Source organism: Cyanobium sp. FACHB-13342 (assembly GCF_014697415.1).
In the GTDB taxonomy this organism is placed as follows: Bacteria; Cyanobacteriota; Cyanobacteriia; order PCC-6307; family Cyanobiaceae; genus Cyanobium_A.
This window is the reverse complement of the sequence record NZ_JACJRT010000007.1, coordinates 207,737-230,433: the sequence shown is the minus strand read 5'-3', so window position 1 is coordinate 230,433 and position 22,697 is coordinate 207,737. Positions and strand designations below refer to the sequence as shown.

Here is a 22,697-nt window from a genome sequence, read left to right as displayed (position 1 = left end):
GGCTAAATGCTGGACGTTTCCCCTGCTGTTTTCATGCGACTCGCCGCCGTCTCCACTGCCCTGCTGGGCCTGCTTGGGGCTACAGCTCCGGCCCTGGCCCAGATGGATCCCCATCAACACCATCAGATGGCTGTTCCGGCTCCCGCGCCGGGATCAGCGCCGGCTGCCACACCCATGGATCACAGCGCCCACAACCATGACGTGGGCCCAGCGGGAAGCACCTATGACCTGCGCTGGCTCGATGCGATGGTCCAGCACCACACCGGCGCGCTGCGGATGAGTGAGTTTGTCTTCGACATCGGTGTGCCCGGTGTGGGCTCGCTGGGGAAGGACATCTGGCGGGATCAGGCCCAGGAGGTCAAGGCGATGGGGCAATGGCGTAAGGCCTGGTATCCCGAGGCCCCCGTCTATCCCGTGGCCCTGAAGGCCGGTGGGGATCCCAACAGCATGGGAAGCCTTGAGCGCATGAGTGCTGCCCAGATTCAGGCGATGCAGATGACGGGCTCCACGCCAACAAAGGACAACCGCGTCACCTGGTTTCTGGAAGGGATGATCGCCCATCACGGCGGTGCGCTGGTGATGGCTCACGATGCGCTCAAGAAGAGCAGCAACCCCACCATCCAACGCCTGGCGCGACAGATCATCGTCGCCCAACGCCGCGAGATTCTCCAGCTGCGCCGCATGCTCAGGCATGACGGGCTCGACAAGCCTGAGTACTACCAGTTCGATGCACTTTTCTCCTTCTGATCACCACCCGCGTCCTGTCAATCCTCTCCAGATGGCCTACCTGTTCTCACAGGTTCGGATCCATTGGATCCGCAAGCAACATTTCGCGGTTGGTGCCTTGGCACTGTTGTCTGTTCTGCAGCTGCCCAACCAGGCCCTGGCCCATGCCAAGGGCATGTACAAGACCCAGGCAGAAGCGGAGCAGCGGGCCAAGGAGCTCGGCTGCAAAGGCACACACCAGACCAACGGACTGTGGATGCCCTGCAGCGGTGAGGCGATGCTGCACAAGGAGCTGCGGCAGGAATGATGCCGATGCCGCGCGCCCTCAACGCCAGGTTCCGCCGCGCCCACCGAGTAGTGGTGCCCCTGGCGGCTGCCCCCCTGCTGCTCACGGCGGCCAGTGGCTCGCTTTACAGCCTGTTGCTGGAGCAGGGAATCGATGCCTTCTGGCTGGTCAAGATCCACACCGGCCGGTTTGGGCCGATCAACCTGCAGCCGTATTACTCGTTGCTCCTGGGTGTCCTCACCCTGGTGGTGATTGTTTCCGGGACTGCCATGCTCCTCTCCAGCAGCCGGACCCGAGCCTGATCGCCGCTCAGCGGCCGGCGAGCATCACGGCCCCCATGGCGGCCATGATCAGGTTCTCGGCGAAACTCACCACCCCAAGGGGTGTTTTTGAGTTGCCGCCCACACAGGCGCAGTTGAGCGCCAAGTGATCGCTGAACACCGCCTTGCCCACCGACACCATCCCCATCGCCCCAAGCCACACAGCTACGGCGCCCACCAGCTGGGAAGCGGCGGCGGGCTCGGGTTGGAGCAACACGCCGAGGCCCACCAGCAGCTCAATACCTGGGTAGAGGCGACCCCAGGGCCGCCAACGCTGGCTGAGCAGGTCGTACTTGCGGAAGCTGGCCGCAAACGCGTCCACATCCATCAGCTTGAGCATGGCCAGCAGGCAGATGGCGAACCCCATGAAGCCGCTCACCCCGGCGCTCAGCGCCAGCGCCATCAGGGCCGCAGTGCTGAACACCGCCACCACCGGCGTGTAGGAGATCACGGCCGTTTCCGGCCGGACGCCGAGCCGTGCGGCCAGCTCGGTGTACCCGCCAATCCGCTCAGGGCCGGCAAAGATCTGGGGCGTGGTCGCCACCCCCTGGGCCGCTTTGAAGGAGTCCACCGCCTCAGTGCTGGTGAGGCGATGGTCCTCAAAGGGAATGTGCCGCTCCTGCAAGAGGCGCACGGCCCGCAGGCCCCAGGGACAAGGGTGGTCCGGCAGATCCATCCGGTACAGGCGGACGGCATGGAGGCTGGTGGCGGCCATGGACGACGGGGAGGACAGGATCCCTCCAGCCTGAGGTCTGCAGCTACTGGAGAGTCAAGAGCGGTTGTGCTCGCATTCACCCCGCCGGGGTGCGGTTCCCCGCAAGATGGGCCCTGATGCCAGGCCCGTAAGAGAACTCATGACACCACCACCCTCCGCCGTGGCCCTGGCGGAGGCCTCCCGTTTCTGGTTCCAGCTCGGCTGGGTGAGCTTCGGTGGGCCGGCCGGCCAGATCTCCCTGCTGCACCGTGAGCTGGTCGACCAGCGGCGCTGGCTCTCAGAGCGGCGCTACCTGCATGCCCTCAACTACTGCATGCTGCTGCCCGGGCCGGAGGCGATGCAGCTGGCGACCTATCTCGGCTGGCTGATGCATGGCGTGCCCGGCGGCCTGATCGCCGGCGCCCTGTTCGTGATCCCCTCGGTGTTCGTGCTTACGGCCCTGGCCAGCATCTACGCCCTCTGGGGGCAGCTTCCGCTGCTGGCCTCGGTGTTCGCGGTGCTCAAGCCGGCGGTGCTGGCGATCGTGCTGATGGCGGCCTGGCGCATTGGCAAGCGAACCCTGCACAGCCCTTTGTTGGTGGCACTGGCGATCCTTGGCTTTCTGGCCCTGGCCCTGTTCAAGCTGCCCTACCCGCTGGTGGTGCTCGTGGCCGGCTTGATCGGCCTGGTGGTCGCCCGCTGGCGGCCCGCCTTGCTGCAGACGGGCGGCGCCCATGGTTCCGCGGCGGCCAAGGCAGACGCGGCTCAGGCGGTTGCTCTGCACGACGACCACACCGAAAGCCCTGAGCACGCCCGCCTCTCGCGCCGGCGGCTAGCCACCACGCTGCTGATCTGGGCGCTGGCTCTGCTGTTGCCCCTGGCAGGCCTGGCGATCGCCGGCGGCTGGAATGGTTCGCTGGCGCTGATGGCCCGCTTCTTCACGCGAGTGGCGTTGCTCAGCTTCGGGGGGGCCTATGCCGTGCTGCCCTACGTGGCCCAGGGGGCGGTGGAGCAGTTCGGCTGGCTTTCGGCCAGTCAGATGCTCGACGGGCTGGCGCTGGGGGAAACAACGCCCGGGCCGCTGATCATGGTGGTGGCCTTCGTGGGCTTCATGGGCGGCTGGAATCAGTCGATCGCCGCTGGTGCAACGCCCTGGCCCCTGGCCCTGGCGGCGGTGGCGGTCACGGTGTGGTTCACCTTCCTGCCCTCCTTCGGTTTCATCCTGGCTGGGGCGCCACTGGTGGAAGGGAGCCGCGGCGACCTGCGTTTCGGGGCGCCGCTGAGTGCCATCACCGCCGTGGTCGTGGGCGTGATCGCCAGCCTGGCGTTGTTTTTTGCCGGCCCGGTGCTGTGGCCCGGCGGTGCCTTCAACCCATGGGCGCTGCTGGTGGTGGGGGTGGCGTTGTTTGCCCAGCTGCGGCTGCGTTGGAGCGTCCTTCAGGTGATCGGCGCTGCCGCCCTCGTTGGAGCGCTGCTCACCGGACTGGCCAGGCTCACGGGCTGATCCGGTGTAGCCCGATGCACAAACGCAGGCCAGATGTTGCATCTACGGTCAAGGCACGATGATCCCCCTTGGTCGTGCACCACGACGAAGCGTTTCTGCGCAGAGCTGCTGAAGCCAAGGCCAGGGTTCCCGGGCTGGTTCCAGAGGACTTGGAGCAGCAGCTTGAGCGCGGAGCCATCCTGATCGATGTGCGTGAGCCGGCTGAAATCAAGTCCGGCACGATCCGCAACGCCCACAACATTCCACTGGACGTGTTGCTGCAGGAGATCGAGACAGTCATCCCCGATCGCTCGGTCCCGATTGTGTGTTTCTGTACAGGCGGCAACCGCGGTGCGATTGCGGCGGCTGCACTCCTCGACCACGGCTACCCCAACGTCCAGACCCTGGAACGTGGACTCGGTGGTGTGCCCGATCGGCTGCTTGAGAAGGGGTAAAGGCAGGTAAAAGCAGAGCCGCACGACTCGGTAGGGAGGTTGGAAGCGCTGGCTGGTTCGTCTGCCTTGCAGTCAGAACACGCCAGAGCCACCACACTGAATTCAGTCAGGCTCCTGCCATGGACGCTGCAGCGGCGACATCCGGCTCGATGGCCAAGGATCCGATCTGCGGCATGGTGGTGCCCGTGGCCACGGCCCTGTCGGCCAGGCGGGGTAGCCGCACCTACTACTTCTGCAGCCAGGGCTGCCGGCAGAGCTTCCTGGCCCCGGAACAGGAGCTGCGGCGGATGCGGCGTCGCGTGAGCATTGCCCTCTCCGGGGTGCTGGCGCTGGCGATCCTGCGGGCCGCCGCCTTCATCGCCCTGGCGGCGGGCGTCAGCCTGCTGAGCTGGGCACCCGTGGCCCAACTCCCCTGGCTCACCTGGGGGGTTTGGCTCTTCCTGCTGGCCACTCCCGTGCAGGTGATCGGCGGCTGGGGCTTCTACACCGGGGCCTGGGCCGCCCTGCGCCGCCGGGCCCTGAACATGGATGTGTTGATCGCGCTGGGCACCTCGGTGGCCTACCTCTACAGCGTGGTCGTCGTCTTTGCGCCCCAGTTGCTGCCGGTCGGCATCGATGAGCGGGGGGTGTATTTCGAGGTGTCGGCGGTCGTGATCGCCTTCGTGTTGATGGGCAAATACATGGAGGAGATCATCAAGCAGCGCTCCTCGGCGGCGGTGCGGCGGCTGCTGGATCTGCAGCCCGCCACCGCCACCGTGATCCGCGAGGGCCAGGAGATGACCGTGCCGGCCGAGGCCGTGCAGCGGGGTGATGTGGTGCTACCTGCATGCCCTCAATTACTGCATGGTGCTGCCGGGGCCGGAGGCGATTCAGCTGGCCACCTATCTGGGCTGGCTGATGCATGGCATCCCCGGGGGTCTCATCGCCGGTGGTCTGTTCCTGGCGCCATCGGTGCTGGTGCTGCTTTGCCTCTCCACGCTCTACGCGGTCGGAGCCCAGCTGCCCCTATTGGCTGCCGTGTTCTGGGCGCTCAAGCCGGCGGTCCTGGCGATCGTGCTGCAGGCCGGATTGCGGATCGGCCGCCGCACCCTGCACCATCCAGCCCTGGTGCTGGTGGCCGCTGCGGCCTTCGTGGCCCTGGCCTTGCTCAAGCTGCCCTACCCGCTCATCGTGGCAGCGGCGGCGCTGCTGGGTTGGGGCGCCGGACGCTGGAAACCTCAGTGGGTGCAGAAGCCCAGGGCCGAATCCCGCCAAGGCCAGGCGGCCAAGGCCGCTGCCGAGCCGCCCGCCATCCATGGCGACGACACCCCCATCCCGCCCCATGCCCGGCCCTCGCACCGGCGCCTCGCGCTGATGTTGCTCGTCTGGGGGCTGGCCACCCTGGTGCCCCTGGCCCTGCTCAGCGCCGGCTTCGGCGAGCAGGGTCTCCTGCCCACCATGGGGCGCTTCTTCAGCCGGGTGGCGCTGGTGAGCTTCGGCGGTGCCTACGCGGTGCTGACCTACGTGGCCCAGGCTTCGGTGGAACAGTTCGGCTGGCTCAGCGCTGCCCAGGTCGTGGATGGCCTGGCCCTCGGGGAAACCACACCTGGGCCGTTGATCATGGTGCTGGCCTTCGTGGGCTTCATGGGCGGCTGGAACGGCGGGGTGTTCGGCCCCCCTGGCACCTGGATCGGGGCAGCAGCGGCTGCTCTGGTGACGATCTGGTTCACGTTCCTTCCCACCTTCGGGTTCATCCTCTGCGGCGCTCCGCTGGTGGAGGCGACCCGCGACGATCTGCGCCTCGGCGCCCCGCTCACGGCGATCACCGCAGCGGTGGTGGGCGTGATCGTGAGCCTGGCGGTGTTCTTCGCCGGGCCTGTGCTGTGGCCAGCTGGCGAGCTCGATGCCCTGGCGCTCCTGCTGGCCGCCCTGGCGCTGACCCTGCTGCTGCGCTTCCGCTGGGGCGTCCTGCCCCTGATCGGTCTCGCCGCCCTGGTGGGACTGGGGCGCGGGGTGCTGCAGCTGGCGGTGGGCTGAGACTCCAGGCCTCCAGCCGCTGGACGGGCATGGTGCCTCCGATACCGGCTCAACGACTCAGGGTCCTTGATTGCGTCGGTCGTGCCTCAGGGATTGTTTGCTCGTCATGCGGCGACGGAGAAGCTGCATTGCCGACCGTTCAGCCGCCACGCAGCACCGAACTCAGCAACGAGAGGTTGATCGACACAATCACACTGGCGCACAGCCAGCCCGCGACCTGCAGCCAGAGCGGTGATCGGAGCTCGCCCATCAGGCCGCGCCGCCCGCAGAACCACACCAGCGGGATCACCGCGAACGGCAACTGCAGGGACAGCACCACCTGACTCAGCACCAGCAGGTTGGTGGTGGCCCGCTCACCGAACAGGATCACCGTGGCCATCGCCGGGATCAGGGCGAGGCCGCGGGTGAGCAGCCGCCGCTTCCAGTCCGGCAGACGGATCTGCAGGAACCCCTCCATCACGATCTGGCCGGCCATGGTGGCGGTGAGCGTTGAGCTCTGGCCCGCCGCCAGCAGCGCCACCCCAAACAGCACGCTGGCCAGAGAGGTGCCCAGCATCGGCGTCAGCAGCCGATAGGCCTCGCTGAGGTCCGTGACCGGCTGTGGCAGTCGTCCGTAGAAGCTGCCGGCGGCCAGCACCAGGATCGAGACATTGATCAGGAGGGCCAGGCTGAGGGCGATCAGCGTGTCCCAGGTGCTGAAGGCCAGGGCCCTGCGCGTTTCCCCCGCCGCCGCGCTCCAGTGGCGGGTCTGCACCAGGGAGGAATGGAGATAGAGGTTGTGGGGCATCACCGTGGCGCCAAGAATGCCGGCTGCCAGAAAGAGCTGCGTGCCGTCTCTGAGGCTGGAGGATTGGGGAAGGAATCCCTGGCCCACCTGGCCCAAATCCGGCTGCAGCAGAAACATCTCCACGGCGAAGCAACCGCCCACCAGGGCCACCAAGGCGATCACAAGCGCCTCGAGGCGTCGGACACCGAAACGCTGCAACGCCAGAAGCAGCAGGGTGTCGGCCGCCGTGAGGCCCACCCCCCAGGGCAGGGGCAGGCCGAAAAGGAGCTGCAAGGCGATGGCGCTGCCCACCAGCTCGGCCAGGTCGCAGGCGATGATCGCCATCTCGGCCAGAAGCCAGAGGGGGATCCGCCAGGACCGCGGCAGCAAACGGCTGCAGGCCTCGGCCAGGTCCATCCGTGTGGCGATGCCCAAGCGGCAGCACAGCGACTGGAGCACCATCGCCATCAGGCTGGAGAGTCCGATCACCCACAGCAGGCGGTACCCGAACTGGGAGCCTGCCGCCAGATCGGTGGCCCAGTTGCCCGGATCCATATAGCCCACGGCCACCAGGTAGCCGGGGCCCAGTACCCGTAGAAAGGTGCGCAGCGTGCCTAAACCGGCCGGAACGTCCACGACCCGAGGGGTGACGGGGGCGGAGTTGCCGAGTGGTGCATCAGGCATGGGGCAATGCCGAGGAGCTGGACGTTAAGGCGATCAAGGCTGTGAACCTGGTTGGGTATTGCTGACCTGACGACCGCTCTGGACAACAAACAGCAGCTTGGTCAGAACGCGCGGGATCCCTTGTAGCCACTGAGATCAGCCAACTGATCCAGTGATTTCACGCCAGAATCGAGCGTGCCATTGATCTCCCAGCTGGGGTAACCCTGAACGCCCTTCTGGGCGCAAAGCGTGCTCTGGCTGTTCTGGCCATCGGGAGCGCACTCAATCACGCTGATCTTGGCCGTTGCTTGCTTGCCAAAGAGCTCTTTTTGCTCACGGCAATGGGGACACCAATAGGCGGTATACAGCTTGGCGCCAATTGCGCTGAGGTGCTCTGCCAATTGGACCCTGGCGGGGCTGCTTTCCGCCTGGACAGCTGGAGCTGAGCCTGGACCGCCACTGATAGATGGTTGATCGGCCATGGCCGACCAGCCCAGGCCCAGAAGCAAGACGAGCAAAGCCGTGATCACGACACGGAACACGGTGGATGATCGCTCCTCTCCTCTGGCCATGATCAAGGCGAGAACAAAGAGAGAAAAGGAGAGAGCAGCGGATAGAACGCAAAATGCGCAGAATGCCTTTATCTGCAGCGCCATGATTCCCATCAGCACCGCGCTGAAGCAGGCCATTCCAGTGGTGATCAAGACCAGCAGAGTGACTGTCAGCGGCTCGCTCGTTCTGTTGTTTTTCCCGATCGGCAACAGTGGAAGCACAGCCAACAGAATCACCAGGCCATAGGTCAAGGATCCATACAGTGAGAGCGGCTGTCCCCAGATTGAGCCCCAGGCACTGCTGAGAACCTTGTCGCAGCCATCGCTGCCGCCCGGACAGGACAGGCTGCCGATCCAACCCCAGCGCTTGGCGGTGATCGAGCCGGTGTCGATCATCCCAATCGTGGCCAGAACGGCCATGCACAGCCGCGCCCAGGGCCGGCATTGGTGCTGGCCGGTTCGACGGCGGGAGAGTCGTTGGGTGAGCGAGGTGCTGTTCACAAGGATGGACGGTCGGCCTCGCCATTGAAAAGCCTAATGTGGCTTCAGGGTCAAGGGCCTAGTGTCGCGCCAGGGAGGCTTGTCCGCCCGACTTGTCAACCCAAGGGGAGGAATCCATGCAGATCGGCGAGTTGGCACGGTCTACAGGGGTGAAGATCGAGACCATCCGCTATTACGAACGCGAGCACTTGCTGCCGGTGCCGCAGCGCACGGATGGCAACTACCGCCTCTATTCGCCGCGGCATGTGGAGCAGTTGCGCTTCATCCGCTACTGCCGCAGCCTTGACATGAGCCTGGAGGAGGTGCGCATCCTGATCGGAGCGCGGGACGCACCAGCCGGGAGCTGCCGGACTGTGAACGCCTTGCTGGACGAGAAGCTGGCCGAAGTTGATGCGCGGGTCGATGAACTCCGCCAGCTACAGCATCAGTTGCGGAACCTCAGAGGGCTTTGTCCGCAACCTGATGAGGAGAAGACCTGCGGCATCCTGATGGAATTGAACCGTTCGGCTCGCATCGACAAGGATCAGATCTGATCGTTCCCGCCCACGCTCAGCCCTTGATCTTTCCTGGCGTGGGTGTGCGGAGCAGCCGCAGGCCATTGGCGATCACGATCAGGCTGGTGCCCATGTCCGCGAAAACCGCCATCCACATCGTGGCATTCCCGGCCACGGTGAGCACCAGAAAAATGATCTTGATTCCCAGCGCCAGCGCGATGTTCTGGCGCAGGATGCGAAAGGTGCGGCCAGAGAGGGAGATTGTCTCCGGTACGCGCGTCAGATCATCGTTCATGATCACCACATCGGCCGCTTCGATGGCGATGTGGGTGCCCGCGGCCCCCATCGCGAAACCGATGTTCGCCTGGGCTAGGGCCGGCGCATCGTTGATGCCATCGCCGGCCATGGCCGCGAATCCATAGCGGGCCTGCAGATCGGCCACCGCCTCGAGCTTGTCCTGAGGCAGAAGATTGCTTTTCACCTGCTCGATGCCGGCCACGGCCGCGATCGCACCGGCTGTGGCTGCGTTGTCACCCGTGAGCATCACCGGGGTGACGCCGAGGGCCCGCAGGGCTTTCATAGCGGGCGCGGAGCTGGGCCGAACGGTGTCGGCTACGGCGATCAGGGCGAGCACGCCGGTGTCATCCGCCAGCAGGCTGAGCGAGCGGCCCTGGCGCTCGTGAACCTGCATCGATGCTTCCAGTGCGCTGGAGCAAAGCCCCAGCTCCTCGATCCAGCGGTGGTTGGCCAGCATCAGCGGTCGCCCCTCGATCACGCCCCGCACCCCCCTTCCGGGGAGGGCCTCGAAGGCCTCCACGGCCAGCCGCTCGCCATCGAGGCCTGCGGCAATGGCCCGCGACACCGGATGGTCGGAGCGCTCCGCCAGGCTGCTGGCCCACTGTTTGAGAAGGCCAGCGTCTGCGCCTTCTAGGCGAGGGGAGAAGGCCACCAGCTTGGGCTGGCCCAGGGTGATCGTGCCTGTCTTGTCGAGGGCCAGCACCTTGATCTTGCGGGCCTCCTCGATATAGAGGCCGCCTTTGATGATGATGCCGCGACGGGCGGCGGCGGCCAGGCCGCTCACCACCGTGACTGGTGTGGCGATCACCAGCGCACAAGGGCAGGCGATCACCAGCAGCACCAGGGACTTGTAGATCGCCTGCATGGGGGTGAACCCCAGCAAGGGCGGCGTCAACAGAGCAACCGCCAGGGCCACCACGAACACCGCCGGGGTGTAGCGGGCCGCAAAGCGATCGACGAAGCGCTGGATCGGGGCACGGGAGGCCTGGGCTTCCTCCACGACCTGGATGATGCGCGCCAGGGTGCTGAGCGAAGCAGGTGCCGTCACCTGGATTTCCAGGGCGCCGCCCTGGTTGATCGTGCCCGCAAACACCTCATCCCCTGGGCCTTTGTCGACCGGCAGGCTTTCGCCGGTGATCGGTGCCTGGTTGATCGCACTCTCGCCGCTGAGCACCGTGCCATCGAGCGGCAGCCTCTCGCCCGGGCGGACACGCACCACATCGCCGATGGTCACAGCACTAGCCGGCACGCGCTGCCAGCGGCCATCGCTCTGGCGGATCTCCGCCTCATCGGGGGCCAGGGCCATCAGGCTGGTGATCGCCTGGCGGGCCCGCTCCACCGCCCGAGCTTCGATCGCCTCGGCCACGGCATAGAGCGCCATCACCATGGCGGCTTCCGGGAAGCGGCCGATCAGGAAGGCGCCCGTGACCGCCACGCTCATCAGCGCATTGATATTGAGCCGGCCCTGGCGGAGGGCCGCGAGGCCCTTGAGAAACACGGAGAAGCCCGCCAGGGCAATCGCGGCGATGGCGATCCCGCTCTCCAGCAGCTCATGGCCCGGGAAGGCGGGAACGACCAGATGCAGCAGCTCCGCTGAGATCGCCAGCACCAAGGCACCACTCAGGCGGAGACGTTCACGTCGCTGCCCCAGACGCGTCTGGGCCAAAGACGGCCGCTGATCGGGGCTGATCGGCTCCGGGTTGAATCCCAGCCGCCGGATCGCAGTAAGGGCGGAGCTCAGTGCAGCGGCTTCGGCATCGATCGCCAGAACGCGCTCGGCGAGCAGGAACCTCAGGCCGCGGATGCCGTCAACACCTGCGAGGGCATGGCGGATCTCGCCTTCCTCCGTGGCGCAATCCATGGCGCTGATCCGAAACAGCGCTTCTCTGCCGCTTGCCGGCTCCGGCTGCGGCTCCGTGGTGGCTCCGGCCTTCTGTCCGCTGGTTCCGCTGCTGCAGCAATGTTCCGCCATGGTCCTGTCATCCAGACCCCAGCAAACAGCCTGTAGTCACTCCAGGGTCAAGGGTTTGGACGGCACCGGGTGGCCGCTGGCTGGCTGTTGATCAACGCAGCTGGGGACACTCCCCTTCCCGCAACTCCTGAGCCAGCCCATCGGCCTGCCGGGCCAGCTTGGCTCCAGCCGCCGTGTAGAACCTGAACTGCTGGCGGTTGACGTAGAGAACCCGCTGGCTGCGCAGCAGCTGTTCTTCCACCTTGTAGCGGCAGTCGATCAGGGCCTGGTAGTCGATGGTCAGCGCGTTGCGGTCGTTGGCATTGGCCTGATCAGCCTGCTGGCTGAGGACCGGGCAGATCCGTTCGCGGATGGTGCGGACCAAGGCGATTTCGGCCTTCATCGCCTGCTCGGCCAGGGCATTGCGTTGATCCAGCAGGTTCCGACACGCCTCCGATTCAGCCGCCATCGCCGGAGCTGCCAGCCAGCAGCAGGTCAGCGAGAGGGTCAGGACCTGGCGCATCCACGGATCGCTTCGATACCTGCGCCCGTGGCTGCTATCGCCGTGACCCTTCTGAACCTGTTGCATCAGAACATTGTCCTGGGGGTGAGGCCCTCCGCAAGCCTCAGCCGCTCCTCATGGGGCTCAGAAGAGGCGATCACGCCAAGGATGGCGCCGTGATCTGCCCGGTCCTGAGGGTGTGATCCAACGGCCGTGCGGTGAATCCGTGAAGCAATGCCACGAAGGACCCTCGGACCATGCCGGCGTGGCCAGGGTGGAGATCAAGACTTCGGCAGCCTTGGAGGACGGATCCATGGCCCAGGTCCACCAGCGCTCCCCAGGGAAGCGATCCACAGTTGGTGTCTTGCTGGCGGCCTCAGGAGCCTGTGCCCTGGCGTGGATGATCAACACCCCTGGCCTGGCCCAGGGCTGGGGTGGAGGGCAGCGGCCTGGACCCGGTGTGGGCTGGGATGGGGCCGGACGAATGGGGCCGAACGATCAGCGCTTCATCGTGATGATGATTCCCCACCACGAGGGGGCGATCGCCATGGCGGATCTCGCCCTCAACCGCGCGAAGCGGCCCGAGATCAGGGAGCTGGCCAAGCGCATCAAGGCCATCCGCCGGACGACTGGGATCAGCTCTTGCAGGAAGCCACACAGGCCGCAGAACGCCTGCAGCAACTGAGGCATCGACTGCCCTGAGCTGACCCTGAAGCTGGCTGGCTCGGGGCCTCTCCAGTCTGAGGCCCTCCTGCGGTCGGGCCTCCGCTGGGATCGGTCCCGTCGCTGCGCCGCTCTCGGCGCCGATCGTCATGGCCACACGCTCTGCTGCTGGCATCCCGGCTTCCGCGGAATCACCGTTCTGCTCGCCCGAGGAAGATCCGTTCCTGCTGCTGGAATCCACGCTCCGCTCCGTGCAGGAGATCCTGCTGCGCCGGCGCGGGCTGGCGCTGCGGCGCACCTGGATCGAGCAGCCCTATGGAGAAGAGGAGATCACCCTGCTGGAGGAAGAGGTGATTCCCGCGATCCAGCAGTGCCTGGCTCGCATCGATGAGCTCGATGAGCGGCTGCTGGCCGAGCAGGAACTGCTGCGGCGCTCCCAGCTCGAGGCGCAGCGGCGGCTGATGCTGGCCTGAGGCCATCCCGGCCCGGCGGGCGTGATCATCATGCAGCGCCGGGCCTTAGCTCAACACGTACACATCGCCGCTGGTCTGATCCAGATACAGATCACCCGGCATGGAGCCGGGAATGGTGGTGGGTGCACCACTGCCGGTGAACCAACCGGTGCCGCGGTTGCCCTGGGGGCCACTGGGGCCCTCCACGCCCTGCAGGCCCTGGGGGCCGGGCTCTCCCTGCAACCCTTGCGGTCCTTGGGGGCCAGCGATGCCCTGGGGGCCCTGGATCGAGCCACCATCCACCCAGGTGCTGCTGGTGGCGTCCCAGACGCGGAAGGAGTCATCCGCCTGCACGATGTAGGCATCGCCCTGGGCGGCATCGGCGGGCAGATCCGCCAGGGTGGGCACATGCCCCTTAAAGGTGATGCCCAGGCCCGGGGCACCCTGGATGCCCTGCTGGCCCTGGGGGCCTTCTGGGCCGGCGACGCCCTGTATCCCCGCTGGTCCCTGCGGGCCTTGCACGCCCTGGGCACCATCGGCACCGGGTTGGCCTTGCACCCCCTGGGGGCCCTGGGGGCCGGGATCACCGTGCGGACCCTTGAGTGAACCGGAGGGAATCCAGGCCATGACAGAGCAGCGGCCCAAGGGCCAGAGAGAACACTCCCTATTGCCGATGGTGAGTTGAGCGGAGCGCAGCTCAGTGCTGCAGCACTTGCCACCAGGAGCCGCGCAGCACTGTCACCGCGGTGCCGGCCACCTCTGAGCGAAAACGCAGGCTGAGGTTGCCGGCATTGGCGCCGTTCTCCACCGTGCCGCTCACCTGGGCCCTGAGCACCGAGCTGCCGGCGGAGCTGGTACCGATCAGGGGTGTGTCGTAGCTGCTGGCGGTGAGGTTGCGGAAGGTGGTGAGCGATTCACCGGTCACCAGGTTGTGGAGCACCGCCTGCGGCCCGGCGGGGCCAGAGAGGGTGGTCACCAGACCGGTGTTGTTGGCGCCGCTGGAGAAGTAGAGCTCCGCCGCAAAGGAGAGCACCTGCTGTGCCGCCAGTGGTGTGGTGAACAGGGTGAGCCAGCTGGTGCTGGAGCTGGTGCTCAACGCCGCCGGTAGCCGCGCCAGCCGCAGCATCGAGGGCCCTTTGAGATTGGTGCTGTGGGTCCAGGGCATCAGCTCAGCTCCAGTTGGTAGACATCACCGCTGCGGGTGTCGAGATAGAAGTCACCGGCTTGGGCATCAGGGAGCACTCCGGGTGGCCCCTCGCCGCTCCACCAGCGGGTGCCGCCGCCACTGCCCGGCGGGGTGGCCCAGAGGCCATCGGCGCGTAGGAAGCGGATGCTGGAGCCATCGCTGGCGGGTACGCCGCCGCTGCTGGTGCCGCCACTCCAGCGCTGCAGCTGCCACTGCTCGCGGCGCCGGCCATCAAACGGTTGGCCGAGCAGGCCACTGCCGGGGATGAGCGGCTGAATCGCACCCGGCGGCAGGGGTGGCGTTGGCGGCCAGATCGGGCAGCCCAGCAGATGCACTGCCAGCTCGGCGCTGATGCCGCTGCCGCTCAGTTCCGCCGAAACCTTCCAGTCCTGAGCGCAGGCATAGGCATGACGCAACCGCGGCATGTTGTCGCCGCTGGGCCATGGCCAGGTTTCAACGGTGCCGTCGCCCCAATCCAGCGACAGCGCCGCTGGCAGTGGTGGCCGTGCTTTGAGCAGCAGCAACACCGCGGTGCTGCCAGCTGGGTCCAGGGGCACAGGTGCATCCGGCAGCCAGGCCAACTCCAGCGGTGCGGCGGGGATGGGAGCGCGGCGGTAGCCCTGCTGCTCCCAGCGGGGCACCTCAACGGGAGGCACCCACACGCTCTCGCCCGGGCAGCCCAGGGGCGGCAGCAGCCGGATCAGCTGCGGGCTGGCTGCTGTGCTGCTCGCTTGGGAGGGCAGAAAGGAGCGCACGGAAGCGATCACCCCTCAAAGCAGCGGGTCGTCGAGCAGCAGCGCCTCGTCTGTGGCGCTGGTCTCCAGCTCCCAGTTGGCTGCCAACTCGGTTTCGGCGACGTCTGGGGTTGCGTCAGCTGTGATCGGCTCTGGCGTTGCTGCGGCCGGCGGTGCCTCGATCAGGGCTGTAGGGGCAGCTGGCATCGGCGTGATCTGAACGCCGGTGGCGGCAGCGATCAGGGTCCAGCCCTGCTGCTGCCAGCCGCCCAGGTGCACTGGCCAGATGAAGCGCTCACCGCTGCCGTTGCTGATGCGCACCAGGCCGGCCGGCACGGTGGGATCCACCAGGTCGTGGCGGGTTGCGGCGGCGGGTGGCAGCTCGATCGCCGTGGGCTGCGCCGGCAGCGCCTCGGCTGCCGGTTCCTCTGCAGGGCTGGAAGAGCGTTTGCGGGCCATGGGCTCAGGCCGCAATCGTGGCCGTCAGGCCCGCGTGCATGCCCGCCGGGGTGGTCGGGGTCACGAGCGCCTTGGCGAAACACACCGCCGGCAGGTCGAGGTTGGGGAGATCCGCCGGTGCGATCTGGATGTCGTGCCCAGAAAGGAATGCCTCCACCCGGCCGCCTTCTGCCGGTAGGGCAACGCGGACAGCACTGATCCAGCTGCCGGTGGTGCCATCGCGCAGCACCGGTGCCAGCAGCAGCTCCACCTCCACCGCGGCAGGCGCGCCGGGGTGGGAGGCCACCAGCGAGAAGCGGGAGGCCGCATCGAGCTTGGTGTTGAGCAGCACCTCCTCACCGGAGAGGAAGGTGTGCTCGCTGTTGCGGATGGCGCTGCGGTTGGTCCAGCCCACCAGGGTGGTCTCCGCATCGATCAAGGGGTTGCCGTTTGTGAGGGCCATGGCTCAGGCAGCGGGGGTGATGTTGAACAGACGGCCGGCGGCACGGGGCTGCAGCACGGCAAAGCCCACGTACCAATCCACGCGGGTGCGGAACACCGGGGCATCGGGCACCTCGCCCAGATCGCGCACCGAGATGCCGTAGCGGCCCTGGAACGGACCCTGCAGGCCGGTCACGCCCTGATCACCAAAGGTGCAGCAGTAGATCGAGCTGGTGCCGCCCGCCTCGTCGTAGCCCATCACCTCGACGCCCTGGGCATCGCGGTCGACGGTGAGGATGTCGCAGTCCTGGTAGCGATGCACCGTCATCCCGTAGGAGTTGGTGCTGGTCTGGTACACACCACCGCCGATAGAGGCACGGGCGAGAGCATTGAGCTGGCGGCGCATCGCCTTGCTCATCACCAGCACCTTGCTGCCGCCGTAGGCGTTCACTGAATCGATCAGCTCATCAAGCCGATCGAAGTTCAGCGGTGCACCGGGTATGGCACCGGTGGCGTTGTTGATCGCCATCGGGTTGCCGGGCGGCAGGCGCTTGCTCAAGCCGTCAAAGGCGCGAGGGTTGCTGGCGGTGTCGCCGTTGATCACGGTCGCCTCCAACGTCAGGCGCATCGAGCGCACCTTCATCTCGATCTGGCTGGCGCGGGCCTCAGGGCCCATCAGGTCCACGATCGAGCGGTCCACATCGACGTCTCCGCCAAACAGGTGCACCGCTTCTGCGCGCTGGTCCACCACGCCGTAGCTCTGGGTGTAGCCCTCGTTCACGGCGCGGAAGCCCACCGAGGGCAGCTCCTGCTCGGCGGAATAGAAGAGGCCGCTGCCGGCGATGTTCATGAACGGCAGCCGGGCGAGCAGTTCGCCCTCCGAGAACGTCTTGAGCACAGCGAGGTGCTCAAGACGGTGCTCGTATTTTGCTGCCTCGATCAGGGTGAGGCCCATGGCACAGGTGGGGCCAGGCCCCAGTGATGTCAGGGGCTATTGCCGAGGCGACACGAACTGCCCCACAGGAGAGCGTTCAGCCTTGGCCGCCGATCACCCGCTGCAGCACCTGCTGGCAGTTCGTCTGCAAGGCCAGTGGCAGCCGTCCGATGCGCCGTTTCACGAGTGGCATGGCCAGCGTTGTCATGCGGCTGAGCCGCAGCCTTGAGCTCACCTTCAGGCCGGTGTCTGAGAAGCCTGGATGGTCGGCTGGGATGTCGAGCTCATCGCTGGCCGTTGGGCCGCTGATGTTGGAGCTGATGAAGGCCAGCAGCACATCCCCATGGCGATCACTGGTGGTGATCACCAAAGCCGGGCGAGGCTTGGCCGCCGGCCCATCCGTGAAAGGGAAGGCGACAAGCACGATGTCGTAGCGGCTGAGCATCAGCCGGCAACGATCGCTTCTCCGTCGGAGAAGCTGTAGAGCTCAGGTTCAGCGGCCAGGTCGTCAAAGGCTCCCCCGGCCATCGCCATCTCAGCCAGGGCACCGTGACTCAGGTCACTGTTGTCCTGCTCCAGCTGCCTGAGCAGCCAGCGGCGATCGTCAGCCGGCAGGCTGCGGATCACGGCGAGCAGGTTCTCGGTGAGCTGGGGGTTGGTCATGGCCCCCAGGCTAAGCAATCTGAACCGCAGGGATCACGGGCGCGGCGGTCTCAAGCAGCCCGACAGGTGACACGCAGGCAGGCCTGGATCAGTGGATGGATGCTGCGGCAACAGCAGAGGACTGCCCTGCTGCCATGTCTGCAAGCTCTCCCGCTCCGGCTGCCGTCACGCCTGCTGTCCAGGCGCCGTTCAGTGCTGAACGCTGGCGCCAGTTCTGGGACCACTGGAAGGCTCAGCCTCAGCAGCTCGCCGGCATCGAGCAGTTGCGCCAGGCGGTCATGGCGGCCGATCCACAGGTCCTCACCGAGGCCGCCCTCTGGCGGCAGACCTTTTCATCAGCTCCCCCAGCCTCGGCCCATGCCAATCCGCTGCCGGTGGCCTGGGAGAACCAGAACGACAACGCTTCAGGCACCGGCTATCGCGAGTGCTTCTCCAGCAGTTGCGCCATGCTCGCCCGCTTCTGGGGCAAGGTCAGTGGCGATGACGCCTACAACGTCATCCGTGCCCGCTATGGCGACACCACCTCGGCAGAAGCGCAGTTGGCGGCGTTGCGGTCCCTGGGGCTGACCGCCCACTTCGCCACCAACGGCCAGCGCGCAACGCTGGAGGAGCAGATCAAGCTGGGGCGGCCAGTGGCTGTGGGCTGGCTGCACCATGGCCCCGCTTCTGCACCCAGCGGCGGCGGTCACTGGAGCGTGGTGATCGGTTTCACCGAGACAGTCGCCATCCACAACGACCCCAACGGTGAGGCCGACCTGGTCCACGGCGGCTACACCGCCAACACCAATGGAGCAGGGCAGCACTACAGCTGGAAGAACTGGCTGCCGCGCTGGCAGGCCGATGGCCCCGGCACCGGCTGGCTGCTCACCTGCCATCCCTGACCCCAAGGAGCACAGCCATGGCTGGTGGGGAAGGATTTGATCGCGAGCGCTTCCTATTGCGGGCCGTGGCTGGGGTGTTCATCGCCCAGTTCGCGCTCTATGCCGCTGGCCTGGGCGGTTGCTTCTGGCTTGGTCTGCAGCGGCGGCTTGGCCCGGTGTGCAGCAGCTACGCCGAGAACCTGCAGCAGACCTTTGAGGCGGCGGTTGGAACCAGCCTGGCCTTGCTCGGTGGCGGCAGCATCGTCAGTGCCCGGCGCCGCGATCCAGACAACTGATGTCCGGGTCCAGCGGTCCGGCCATGGGGTCAGCGAGGAAGCACCAGCACTGCCCCGGAGCGCAGGGCTGCGCCCTGCTCGCCCCGCCCTGGCAAGGGCTGACGCGAGTCGGCTACGCCGACCCTGGCCAGGGCGTGTCGTCCGGGGCGATGGGACAGGTGTTCCTCGCCTCAGTCCCATGGCCTCCTCTGCTCCTCTGGCTTGTCCGATCCGTCAGCTCGTGCTGCACTGCTATCCGGCTGGGCTCAAGGTCGCCGCTGCCGAGCGCGTCACGGTCTTCTATGGCCGCCGCGGCAAGCCCGTGAAGAAGCCGCGTTTCATTCCAGCTGAGCTGGCCCATCAGCTGGCCCGCAAGCTGGCCGCCAAACGACTCGGCACCGTCTCGGTGCTCTGAGGCGGCGGCCTTGTGGCCCGGCGTTGCCGGGCCTTTCTGCCCTTGGCCAGCCCACCTGCAGACCAGTGGCTGATCTCAGAGCCAGGGCCGGTAGAGGCTCCGTTGCCTGCGCGCTGCAGCACGAGCGGGAGCTGAGCCGAACTGGGGGCTGCTGCCATTGCGGCGCCGCCGCACCCACACGCCCTGACGGATCAGGCGGCGGTCGGCCTCATTGGCCTGCTGGATCGCCACCAAGCTGCCGTAGCCGGCTTTCTGCCTTGCATGAGCACGATCCCTAGCCTGGCTGCGATTCAGCGCCGGCACCACGGTGGCGGTGGAGCGACGGCTCCAAAAGGCCAGGTAGTAGTGCCAGCGCGTCATGACGCTCAGCTGCGCGGGCTGCGGCCATTGAGGGCAAAGCCAGCCCGGTAGAGCTCGCTGGCGCTCATCGCCTGCGGATTGATCACCTCCCCAAAACCGCTGGCGCCGAGGCTGCCGGCTGGAGTGCCCGCGGGCAAAGCGCCCGTGCCCATGGCGCCGCGCTGCTGGAACAGAAAGCCATACACGGGGTGGATGCGCAGCTGATCGAGGTAGTCGGCTGTGGTCATCGGCCGGCCGTCATCACCCAGCAGCGGCTGGCCATGGCCATCAAGGGGTTCGAGCACATCGCCGCCGTCCTTGCTGCTGCCCAGCCGGAAGCAGTCCCAGAGCATCGAGCGAAACACCTGAAAGAAGGTGCCGCGCCCATCGCCGCCGGTGCGCCCTTCCGCTTCTGAGAAAGCCCGCTCCAGCAGCCGCTCCTTGCGCAGCTCCTGCACCCGCTCATGGGCGGCATCGCGTTCAGCACTGACGGCGGCCACCCGCTTGGCGGCGGCCTCCTCCATCTGGCGTTCCCGCAGCTCCAGCTGCTGCTCGAGGTGCTGCTTCTGGCGTTCGGCCTCCTGCAGGCGGGCGTACTCCTCGGGATTGATCTCCGAGAAGCGGGTCAGCTGCTGCCGCAGCCCGCGCAGTTCTTTTTCGAGGTTATTGCTGCGGCGGCGCTCGGCCTTGAGGGCCTCGCTGAGGCCATCACCACCGGCCCCCTGGGTTGGTTCATTGGAGGTGGGTGCAGGATCCGAGCCACTGCTGTGGTCGCCCTGAGTGCTGTCCTGCTCGCTGGTCTCAGAGCCCTGGAGATCCAGGAGTTCGTTGCCATCACCTCCGCTGCGGGTGGTGGTGGTGCTGGGGGTTGTGGAAGCAGTGGCCATGACCCGTCTCGGCTGTCAGTGGATCGGCAGCCCATCGCGGCGCTGCCATCCCCTGTTGCCGAGGCAGGAATCAGACGACTCGATTCGGCTTGAGCGTCCCGAACACCCGCTCACCAATCAACGGCTGCACCAGGGCGCCGATGCCCCCAGAGCCGTAGTCGGCGCCAAACTCCAGCACCACGAAGGCCGTGTGCTGGGCGTAGGGATCCACATCAGCTGCGCCCGAAGGGTTGAGCAGGCTGAGATTGCCCAGCCAGATCAGCCCCTCGCAGGGGGCCACCACGGTGCTGGCACCGCTGGCAACGCGGCGGCCGTTCTGCTGCCAGCTCAAGGTGCTGCTCAGCCAGATGGCGCCTGGGTGAGGCGGCAGGCGGGTAGCCCGGCAGATCGTGCCGCTGTAGGTGAAGTCGCCGGTGTCGACCCCAGGTCCGTTCTCCTTGGCCGAGATGTAGCGCTGCCGGCTCAAGAAGCACTCGAGCACATGCGACGCCACCACCGCTGAGGTGGTGTCCCCTGGGATGGCGTTCTCCGCAAGAAGCAGGCGTGCATTGGCAAACGGCTGCAGGGGCGTCGCTGGCCAGGGCTGATCTGAGCGCGGATGCTGGCTGCTGGTGAACCGTCTGGGGCTTGTGGTCATCGCTCAACCCCGCAGCATCGGCGTGGTTCCCAGCAGCCCTGCGGCCTCGGCGGTGAACTGCATCCAGCTGTTGAGCGCAGGCAGGAGCAACAGCAGCTGCTCGGCGTAGCGGCGCCGCTGTCGCAGCAGGGCCATCGCGGGCGAACTGGGGCTGGCGTAAGTGGTCTCGCTTTCTTCGCGCAGCAGCGCTGTGTCGTAGGCGATCACGTCTGCTTTTTGCAGGGGCGCATCTCCAGCTGCGGCCACCGAGCCGGCGATCGGTCCCGAGTGGCTGCGCTTCTGAATCGGCTGCTCCTGCTCGCAGCCGCCGGCCAGCAGCTGCTGATCAATCAGGGCCACCGCATCCAGAAGCGCTCGGGCGCTCAACACCCCGGCCGGGTGCTGGCGCAGCAGATCCGCCATTGCTCGACCGATGGCATCCAGGCAGGGAACGGTGGCGGGCAGCGCCAGGCACTGGCGGATGGCCTCTTGGTCTTGCTGTTGCCACGTCGCACCACTTGAGGGGCTCGGTGCATTGCTGCTGATGGTCATGCAGAAGCCGGCGTGACACCGGCCAGATCCCCCAGCCATTGCCGCAGAGCCTGCTCGCTCACGATGCCGCGCTCATGCAGCTGCAGCATTTCTGCCACGGTCGGTTGCGGCTTGGGCGCTGGGGCGAGTGGGCTGATCTCCACCAGCAACGCCGGACCCTGCTGCAGGGGAACCGGTTCACCGGTGATTGCGCACCAATGAGCCAGCAACGACGAAAACATGGAGGCCTTCTGGATCGCCTGGCTCTGCAGCAGCGCATAGGCCTGCGAGGCCGCCAGCGAGATCTCGGTGGCGGTGCGTGGAGCCCCCTGGGCGCCAGAGGGAATCAGGGCGTCACGACGCATGCCCTGGTCGAGGGATTCCAGCCAGGCGCGGTGCTCGGCCAAGGAGCGGGCTTGGATCTCCACGAACTGGAAGCTGGCGCCCTCCGGCAGGTCGATCACGCTGTTGGGGCCCAGCACCACCGGCTCGCTGGTGCCACTGCCCATCGGGCCCACGACCCCTGTGCGCACACCCACCGGCAGAGCCGTTCGGTACAGGAGCTCCTGGTAGTCGCTCTGGCAGCGGAAGTGGTTGAGGTACTGATGCGCCAGACCCAGATGCGGCAGATCGCCCTCCCCAAAGGCAGCGCCATCACTGGCGTACCAGATCAGGGGCAGCTGGCTGATACCCCGGTAGTGCTGTAGTTCAGAGCGTTGCGGTCGCCAGCCAGATGGGGCCTGCGGGTCTGCCATGAGCTCGATGGTCTCGACGCTCATGCCCTCGCCATCGAGGGCAACTGATCCGTAGAGCCATGGATGCTGAGGTCGATCCGGGTCCAGGGGCTGGTCCTGGGCCTTGGGGTTGGGCAGCCGGAAGCTGACCGCGTCAGGCAAGGACTGGGGGCCAGGCAGGTGCCAGTTCAGGACGTCGCGGCGCTCCAGCAGAGCAAGGCGCGGCAGCGAGAGACGATCACCACGGCGCAGCGCCTGCTGCCGGTCGCCCTCGCTGGGCCAGAGGTGCTCAGGCGGCAGGACACCTATCTGCGCTGCCCCATCGCGGAGCACCAGCACGTCGGCCCGTTCGAGGAACACGCCCAGGTCGGTGCCGCGTCCATCCACATCACTGATCACCGCCTGCAGCGAGGCCGGCAGCTCCCGCCAGTGGCTGGAGGCCAGCATCCCCGCGAAGGTGCGCAGCGCATCGCGGAAGAACCCTGAGGGCAGGGCTGCCTCCAGCCGTCGGCGGTAGGCGCTCTCTGGCTCCCGTTCGCCGCGGGGCAGGTAGTGCTCCTTGCGGTCTGCGAGGAGGTCCCAGCAGTCCTGGATCAGCTCCAGGCGGGGGAGCAGGGCGGCCAAACGGGGGTGCAGAGGCCAGTGGCGTGGGTCTGGCGCGAAAGCAGACGGCACGGCGATGAGCAACGCTTTGAGCTATTGCCGGTATCGATAGTGGTCCTCAATCCGGGCGACGTTTCGTGTCCAGCAATAACTGCATGCACTAGCGCTACGCATCTGACTATCCACGATGATTTTGGTTTGCAAACGCCAAGAACACGAAT

General features: G+C 66.8%; 33 protein-coding genes. 13 read left to right on the top strand and 20 right to left on the bottom strand.

Going from position 1 to position 22,697, the window contains the following annotated elements; all coding sequences use genetic code 11:
- The first annotated feature begins 33 nt into the window (after positions 1–33).
- From H6G16_RS05030 to H6G16_RS05020, 3 genes are all read left to right on the top strand, one after another.
- On the top strand, positions 34–747 hold the full coding sequence (locus tag H6G16_RS05030; RefSeq protein ID WP_190389192.1) for a DUF305 domain-containing protein: 714 nt from the start codon (positions 34–36) through the stop codon (positions 745–747).
- 106 nt (positions 748–853) lie between these two features.
- Positions 854–1,033 carry a DUF3721 domain-containing protein gene (locus H6G16_RS05025; protein WP_242036178.1) on the top strand — a complete coding sequence of 60 codons (180 nt, stop codon included), beginning with the start codon at positions 854–856 and terminating at the stop codon, positions 1,031–1,033.
- 5 nt (positions 1,034–1,038) lie between these two features.
- Positions 1,039–1,314, top strand: coding sequence for a hypothetical protein (locus H6G16_RS05020; protein WP_190389286.1), 276 nt, complete (start codon positions 1,039–1,041; stop codon positions 1,312–1,314).
- Positions 1,315–1,321: 7 nt separating this feature from the next.
- Here the strand turns inward: H6G16_RS05020 and H6G16_RS05015 are convergent, their stop codons facing one another.
- Positions 1,322–2,047: a MauE/DoxX family redox-associated membrane protein gene (locus H6G16_RS05015; protein ID WP_190389190.1), complete on the bottom strand. Its 726-nt coding sequence runs from the start codon at positions 2,045–2,047 to the stop codon at positions 1,322–1,324.
- Positions 2,048–2,186: 139 nt separating this feature from the next.
- Here H6G16_RS05015 and chrA point away from each other — a divergent pair, with 139 nt between their 5' ends.
- Both chrA and H6G16_RS05005 read left to right on the top strand, forming a co-directional pair.
- Entirely contained in the window at positions 2,187–3,530 is a 1,344-nt protein-coding gene (chrA, locus tag H6G16_RS05010; RefSeq protein WP_190389189.1) for a chromate efflux transporter, read from the top strand.
- A 149-nt stretch (positions 3,531–3,679) separates the two neighbouring features.
- Positions 3,680–3,964 carry a rhodanese-like domain-containing protein gene (locus H6G16_RS05005; RefSeq protein WP_199289188.1) on the top strand — a complete coding sequence of 95 codons (285 nt, stop codon included), beginning with the start codon at positions 3,680–3,682 and terminating at the stop codon, positions 3,962–3,964.
- A 226-nt stretch (positions 3,965–4,190) separates the two neighbouring features.
- Here H6G16_RS05005 and H6G16_RS13030 read toward each other — a convergent pair whose 3' ends face one another.
- Both H6G16_RS13030 and H6G16_RS13025 read right to left on the bottom strand, forming a co-directional pair.
- The gene (locus H6G16_RS13030) at positions 4,191–4,415 is read right to left on the bottom strand and encodes a hypothetical protein (RefSeq protein ID WP_242036177.1); all 225 of its coding nucleotides are present in this window, start codon (positions 4,413–4,415) and stop codon (positions 4,191–4,193) included.
- A 114-nt stretch (positions 4,416–4,529) separates the two neighbouring features.
- The gene (locus H6G16_RS13025; RefSeq protein ID WP_242036176.1) at positions 4,530–4,718 is read right to left on the bottom strand and encodes a hypothetical protein; all 189 of its coding nucleotides are present in this window, start codon (positions 4,716–4,718) and stop codon (positions 4,530–4,532) included.
- Positions 4,719–4,774: 56 nt separating this feature from the next.
- Here H6G16_RS13025 and H6G16_RS04995 point away from each other — a divergent pair, with 56 nt between their 5' ends.
- Positions 4,775–5,980, top strand: coding sequence for a chromate transporter (locus tag H6G16_RS04995; RefSeq protein WP_190389187.1), 1,206 nt, complete (start codon positions 4,775–4,777; stop codon positions 5,978–5,980).
- A 139-nt stretch (positions 5,981–6,119) separates the two neighbouring features.
- On the opposite strand, the gene H6G16_RS04990 is transcribed toward H6G16_RS04995, so the two are convergent.
- Both H6G16_RS04990 and H6G16_RS04985 read right to left on the bottom strand, forming a co-directional pair.
- Positions 6,120–7,430 carry an Nramp family divalent metal transporter gene (locus H6G16_RS04990; RefSeq protein WP_190389186.1) on the bottom strand — a complete coding sequence of 437 codons (1,311 nt, stop codon included), beginning with the start codon at positions 7,428–7,430 and terminating at the stop codon, positions 6,120–6,122.
- Between the two features lie 101 nt (positions 7,431–7,531).
- Complete coding sequence (locus tag H6G16_RS04985; protein ID WP_199289187.1) at positions 7,532–8,380, bottom strand: vitamin K epoxide reductase family protein; 849 nt, start codon at positions 8,378–8,380, stop codon at positions 7,532–7,534.
- A gap of 197 nt (positions 8,381–8,577) precedes the next feature.
- Here H6G16_RS04985 and cadR point away from each other — a divergent pair, with 197 nt between their 5' ends.
- The gene (gene cadR, locus H6G16_RS04980) at positions 8,578–8,994 is read left to right on the top strand and encodes a Cd(II)/Pb(II)-responsive transcriptional regulator (protein ID WP_190389184.1); all 417 of its coding nucleotides are present in this window, start codon (positions 8,578–8,580) and stop codon (positions 8,992–8,994) included.
- A 16-nt stretch (positions 8,995–9,010) separates the two neighbouring features.
- Here cadR and H6G16_RS04975 read toward each other — a convergent pair whose 3' ends face one another.
- Positions 9,011–11,113, bottom strand: coding sequence for a cation-translocating P-type ATPase (locus tag H6G16_RS04975; RefSeq protein ID WP_190389183.1), 2,103 nt, complete (start codon positions 11,111–11,113; stop codon positions 9,011–9,013).
- A gap of 202 nt (positions 11,114–11,315) precedes the next feature.
- Positions 11,316–11,726: a hypothetical protein gene (locus H6G16_RS04970; protein WP_190389182.1), complete on the bottom strand. Its 411-nt coding sequence runs from the start codon at positions 11,724–11,726 to the stop codon at positions 11,316–11,318.
- Between the two features lie 463 nt (positions 11,727–12,189).
- On the opposite strand from H6G16_RS04970, the gene H6G16_RS13020 reads away from it, so the two are divergent.
- Together H6G16_RS13020 and H6G16_RS04960 are read left to right on the top strand one after the other, a co-directional pair.
- On the top strand, positions 12,190–12,390 hold the full coding sequence (locus tag H6G16_RS13020; protein WP_242036175.1) for a DUF305 domain-containing protein: 201 nt from the start codon (positions 12,190–12,192) through the stop codon (positions 12,388–12,390).
- A gap of 127 nt (positions 12,391–12,517) precedes the next feature.
- Positions 12,518–12,841, top strand: a complete 324-nt coding sequence (locus H6G16_RS04960; protein WP_190389181.1) for a hypothetical protein — start codon at positions 12,518–12,520, stop codon at positions 12,839–12,841.
- Positions 12,842–12,886: 45 nt separating this feature from the next.
- Here H6G16_RS04960 and H6G16_RS13015 read toward each other — a convergent pair whose 3' ends face one another.
- Positions 12,887–13,228, bottom strand: a complete 342-nt coding sequence (locus tag H6G16_RS13015; RefSeq protein ID WP_242036174.1) for a collagen-like protein — start codon at positions 13,226–13,228, stop codon at positions 12,887–12,889.
- On the opposite strand from H6G16_RS13015, the gene H6G16_RS13010 reads away from it, so the two are divergent.
- Complete coding sequence (locus H6G16_RS13010) at positions 13,229–13,426, top strand: hypothetical protein (protein ID WP_242036173.1); 198 nt, start codon at positions 13,229–13,231, stop codon at positions 13,424–13,426.
- A 91-nt stretch (positions 13,427–13,517) separates the two neighbouring features.
- On the opposite strand, the gene H6G16_RS04950 is transcribed toward H6G16_RS13010, so the two are convergent.
- The 7 genes from H6G16_RS04950 to H6G16_RS04920 all read right to left on the bottom strand — a co-directional run bounded on the left by H6G16_RS04950 (position 13,518) and on the right by H6G16_RS04920 (position 17,216).
- On the bottom strand, positions 13,518–13,985 hold the full coding sequence (locus H6G16_RS04950; protein WP_190389179.1) for a hypothetical protein: 468 nt from the start codon (positions 13,983–13,985) through the stop codon (positions 13,518–13,520).
- Positions 13,985–14,773: a hypothetical protein gene (locus H6G16_RS04945; RefSeq protein ID WP_190389178.1), complete on the bottom strand. Its 789-nt coding sequence runs from the start codon at positions 14,771–14,773 to the stop codon at positions 13,985–13,987. Before H6G16_RS04945 ends, H6G16_RS04950 begins: the two co-directional genes overlap by 1 nt.
- 3 nt (positions 14,774–14,776) lie before the next feature.
- Positions 14,777–15,199 carry a hypothetical protein gene (locus tag H6G16_RS04940; protein WP_190389177.1) on the bottom strand — a complete coding sequence of 141 codons (423 nt, stop codon included), beginning with the start codon at positions 15,197–15,199 and terminating at the stop codon, positions 14,777–14,779.
- 4 nt (positions 15,200–15,203) lie between these two features.
- Entirely contained in the window at positions 15,204–15,641 is a 438-nt protein-coding gene (locus tag H6G16_RS04935; RefSeq protein WP_106502083.1) for a hypothetical protein, read from the bottom strand.
- A 3-nt stretch (positions 15,642–15,644) separates the two neighbouring features.
- Positions 15,645–16,574, bottom strand: coding sequence for a major capsid protein (locus tag H6G16_RS04930; protein ID WP_190389176.1), 930 nt, complete (start codon positions 16,572–16,574; stop codon positions 15,645–15,647).
- Positions 16,575–16,650: 76 nt separating this feature from the next.
- On the bottom strand, positions 16,651–16,998 hold the full coding sequence (locus tag H6G16_RS04925; RefSeq protein WP_190389175.1) for a type II toxin-antitoxin system PemK/MazF family toxin: 348 nt from the start codon (positions 16,996–16,998) through the stop codon (positions 16,651–16,653).
- A complete protein-coding gene (locus tag H6G16_RS04920) occupies positions 16,998–17,216 on the bottom strand; it encodes a hypothetical protein (protein ID WP_190389174.1) in 219 nt (72 codons plus the stop codon). Before H6G16_RS04920 ends, H6G16_RS04925 begins: the two co-directional genes overlap by 1 nt.
- A gap of 134 nt (positions 17,217–17,350) precedes the next feature.
- Here H6G16_RS04920 and H6G16_RS04915 point away from each other — a divergent pair, with 134 nt between their 5' ends.
- The 3 genes from H6G16_RS04915 to H6G16_RS04905 all read left to right on the top strand — a co-directional run bounded on the left by H6G16_RS04915 (position 17,351) and on the right by H6G16_RS04905 (position 18,766).
- Complete coding sequence (locus tag H6G16_RS04915) at positions 17,351–18,097, top strand: C39 family peptidase (RefSeq protein WP_199289186.1); 747 nt, start codon at positions 17,351–17,353, stop codon at positions 18,095–18,097.
- Between the two features lie 17 nt (positions 18,098–18,114).
- On the top strand, positions 18,115–18,372 hold the full coding sequence (locus tag H6G16_RS04910) for a hypothetical protein (RefSeq protein WP_190389172.1): 258 nt from the start codon (positions 18,115–18,117) through the stop codon (positions 18,370–18,372).
- Positions 18,373–18,550: 178 nt separating this feature from the next.
- Positions 18,551–18,766, top strand: coding sequence for a hypothetical protein (locus tag H6G16_RS04905; protein WP_190389171.1), 216 nt, complete (start codon positions 18,551–18,553; stop codon positions 18,764–18,766).
- Between the two features lie 75 nt (positions 18,767–18,841).
- Here H6G16_RS04905 and H6G16_RS04900 read toward each other — a convergent pair whose 3' ends face one another.
- The 5 genes from H6G16_RS04900 to H6G16_RS04880 all read right to left on the bottom strand — a co-directional run bounded on the left by H6G16_RS04900 (position 18,842) and on the right by H6G16_RS04880 (position 22,497).
- A complete protein-coding gene (locus tag H6G16_RS04900; RefSeq protein WP_190389170.1) occupies positions 18,842–19,126 on the bottom strand; it encodes a hypothetical protein in 285 nt (94 codons plus the stop codon).
- Between the two features lie 5 nt (positions 19,127–19,131).
- The gene (locus tag H6G16_RS04895; protein ID WP_190389169.1) at positions 19,132–19,992 is read right to left on the bottom strand and encodes a hypothetical protein; all 861 of its coding nucleotides are present in this window, start codon (positions 19,990–19,992) and stop codon (positions 19,132–19,134) included.
- 70 nt (positions 19,993–20,062) lie between these two features.
- Positions 20,063–20,629, bottom strand: a complete 567-nt coding sequence (locus H6G16_RS04890) for a hypothetical protein (RefSeq protein ID WP_190389168.1) — start codon at positions 20,627–20,629, stop codon at positions 20,063–20,065.
- A gap of 3 nt (positions 20,630–20,632) precedes the next feature.
- Positions 20,633–21,160 (bottom strand): hypothetical protein, encoded by a 528-nt coding sequence (locus H6G16_RS04885; RefSeq protein WP_190389167.1) that lies wholly within the window; start codon positions 21,158–21,160, stop codon positions 20,633–20,635.
- Entirely contained in the window at positions 21,157–22,497 is a 1,341-nt protein-coding gene (locus H6G16_RS04880; RefSeq protein WP_242036172.1) for a DUF4055 domain-containing protein, read from the bottom strand. Before H6G16_RS04880 ends, H6G16_RS04885 begins: the two co-directional genes overlap by 4 nt.
- Positions 22,498–22,697: the final 200 nt, after the last annotated feature.

Bases quoted from the DNA above. Each gene is read 5' to 3' on its own strand.
- H6G16_RS05030 (WP_190389192.1), top strand. From the start codon at position 34: ATGCGACTCGCCGCCGTCTCCACTGCCCTGCTGGGCCTGCTTGGGGCT.
- H6G16_RS05020 (WP_190389286.1), top strand. From the start codon at position 1,039: ATGCCGCGCGCCCTCAACGCCAGGTTCCGCCGCGCCCACCGAGTAGTG.
- H6G16_RS05015 (WP_190389190.1), bottom strand. From the start codon at position 2,047: ATGGCCGCCACCAGCCTCCATGCCGTCCGCCTGTACCGGATGGATCTG.
- chrA (WP_190389189.1), top strand. From the start codon at position 2,187: ATGACACCACCACCCTCCGCCGTGGCCCTGGCGGAGGCCTCCCGTTTC.
- H6G16_RS04995 (WP_190389187.1), top strand. From the start codon at position 4,775: ATGTGGTGCTACCTGCATGCCCTCAATTACTGCATGGTGCTGCCGGGG.
- H6G16_RS04990 (WP_190389186.1), bottom strand. From the start codon at position 7,430: ATGCCTGATGCACCACTCGGCAACTCCGCCCCCGTCACCCCTCGGGTC.
- H6G16_RS04985 (WP_199289187.1), bottom strand. From the start codon at position 8,380: ATGGCCGTTCTGGCCACGATTGGGATGATCGACACCGGCTCGATCACC.
- cadR (WP_190389184.1), top strand. From the start codon at position 8,578: ATGCAGATCGGCGAGTTGGCACGGTCTACAGGGGTGAAGATCGAGACC.
- H6G16_RS04975 (WP_190389183.1), bottom strand. From the start codon at position 11,113: ATGGATTGCGCCACGGAGGAAGGCGAGATCCGCCATGCCCTCGCAGGT.
- H6G16_RS04970 (WP_190389182.1), bottom strand. From the start codon at position 11,726: ATGCGCCAGGTCCTGACCCTCTCGCTGACCTGCTGCTGGCTGGCAGCT.
- H6G16_RS13020 (WP_242036175.1), top strand. From the start codon at position 12,190: ATGGGGCCGAACGATCAGCGCTTCATCGTGATGATGATTCCCCACCAC.
- H6G16_RS04960 (WP_190389181.1), top strand. From the start codon at position 12,518: ATGGCCACACGCTCTGCTGCTGGCATCCCGGCTTCCGCGGAATCACCG.
- H6G16_RS13010 (WP_242036173.1), top strand. From the start codon at position 13,229: ATGCCCCTTAAAGGTGATGCCCAGGCCCGGGGCACCCTGGATGCCCTG.
- H6G16_RS04950 (WP_190389179.1), bottom strand. From the start codon at position 13,985: ATGCCCTGGACCCACAGCACCAATCTCAAAGGGCCCTCGATGCTGCGG.
- H6G16_RS04940 (WP_190389177.1), bottom strand. From the start codon at position 15,199: ATGGCCCGCAAACGCTCTTCCAGCCCTGCAGAGGAACCGGCAGCCGAG.
- H6G16_RS04935 (WP_106502083.1), bottom strand. From the start codon at position 15,641: ATGGCCCTCACAAACGGCAACCCCTTGATCGATGCGGAGACCACCCTG.
- H6G16_RS04930 (WP_190389176.1), bottom strand. From the start codon at position 16,574: ATGGGCCTCACCCTGATCGAGGCAGCAAAATACGAGCACCGTCTTGAG.
- H6G16_RS04925 (WP_190389175.1), bottom strand. From the start codon at position 16,998: ATGCTCAGCCGCTACGACATCGTGCTTGTCGCCTTCCCTTTCACGGAT.
- H6G16_RS04920 (WP_190389174.1), bottom strand. From the start codon at position 17,216: ATGACCAACCCCCAGCTCACCGAGAACCTGCTCGCCGTGATCCGCAGC.
- H6G16_RS04915 (WP_199289186.1), top strand. From the start codon at position 17,351: ATGTCTGCAAGCTCTCCCGCTCCGGCTGCCGTCACGCCTGCTGTCCAG.
- H6G16_RS04910 (WP_190389172.1), top strand. From the start codon at position 18,115: ATGGCTGGTGGGGAAGGATTTGATCGCGAGCGCTTCCTATTGCGGGCC.
- H6G16_RS04905 (WP_190389171.1), top strand. From the start codon at position 18,551: ATGGCCTCCTCTGCTCCTCTGGCTTGTCCGATCCGTCAGCTCGTGCTG.
- H6G16_RS04900 (WP_190389170.1), bottom strand. From the start codon at position 19,126: ATGACGCGCTGGCACTACTACCTGGCCTTTTGGAGCCGTCGCTCCACC.
- H6G16_RS04895 (WP_190389169.1), bottom strand. From the start codon at position 19,992: ATGGCCACTGCTTCCACAACCCCCAGCACCACCACCACCCGCAGCGGA.
- H6G16_RS04890 (WP_190389168.1), bottom strand. From the start codon at position 20,629: ATGACCACAAGCCCCAGACGGTTCACCAGCAGCCAGCATCCGCGCTCA.
- H6G16_RS04885 (WP_190389167.1), bottom strand. From the start codon at position 21,160: ATGACCATCAGCAGCAATGCACCGAGCCCCTCAAGTGGTGCGACGTGG.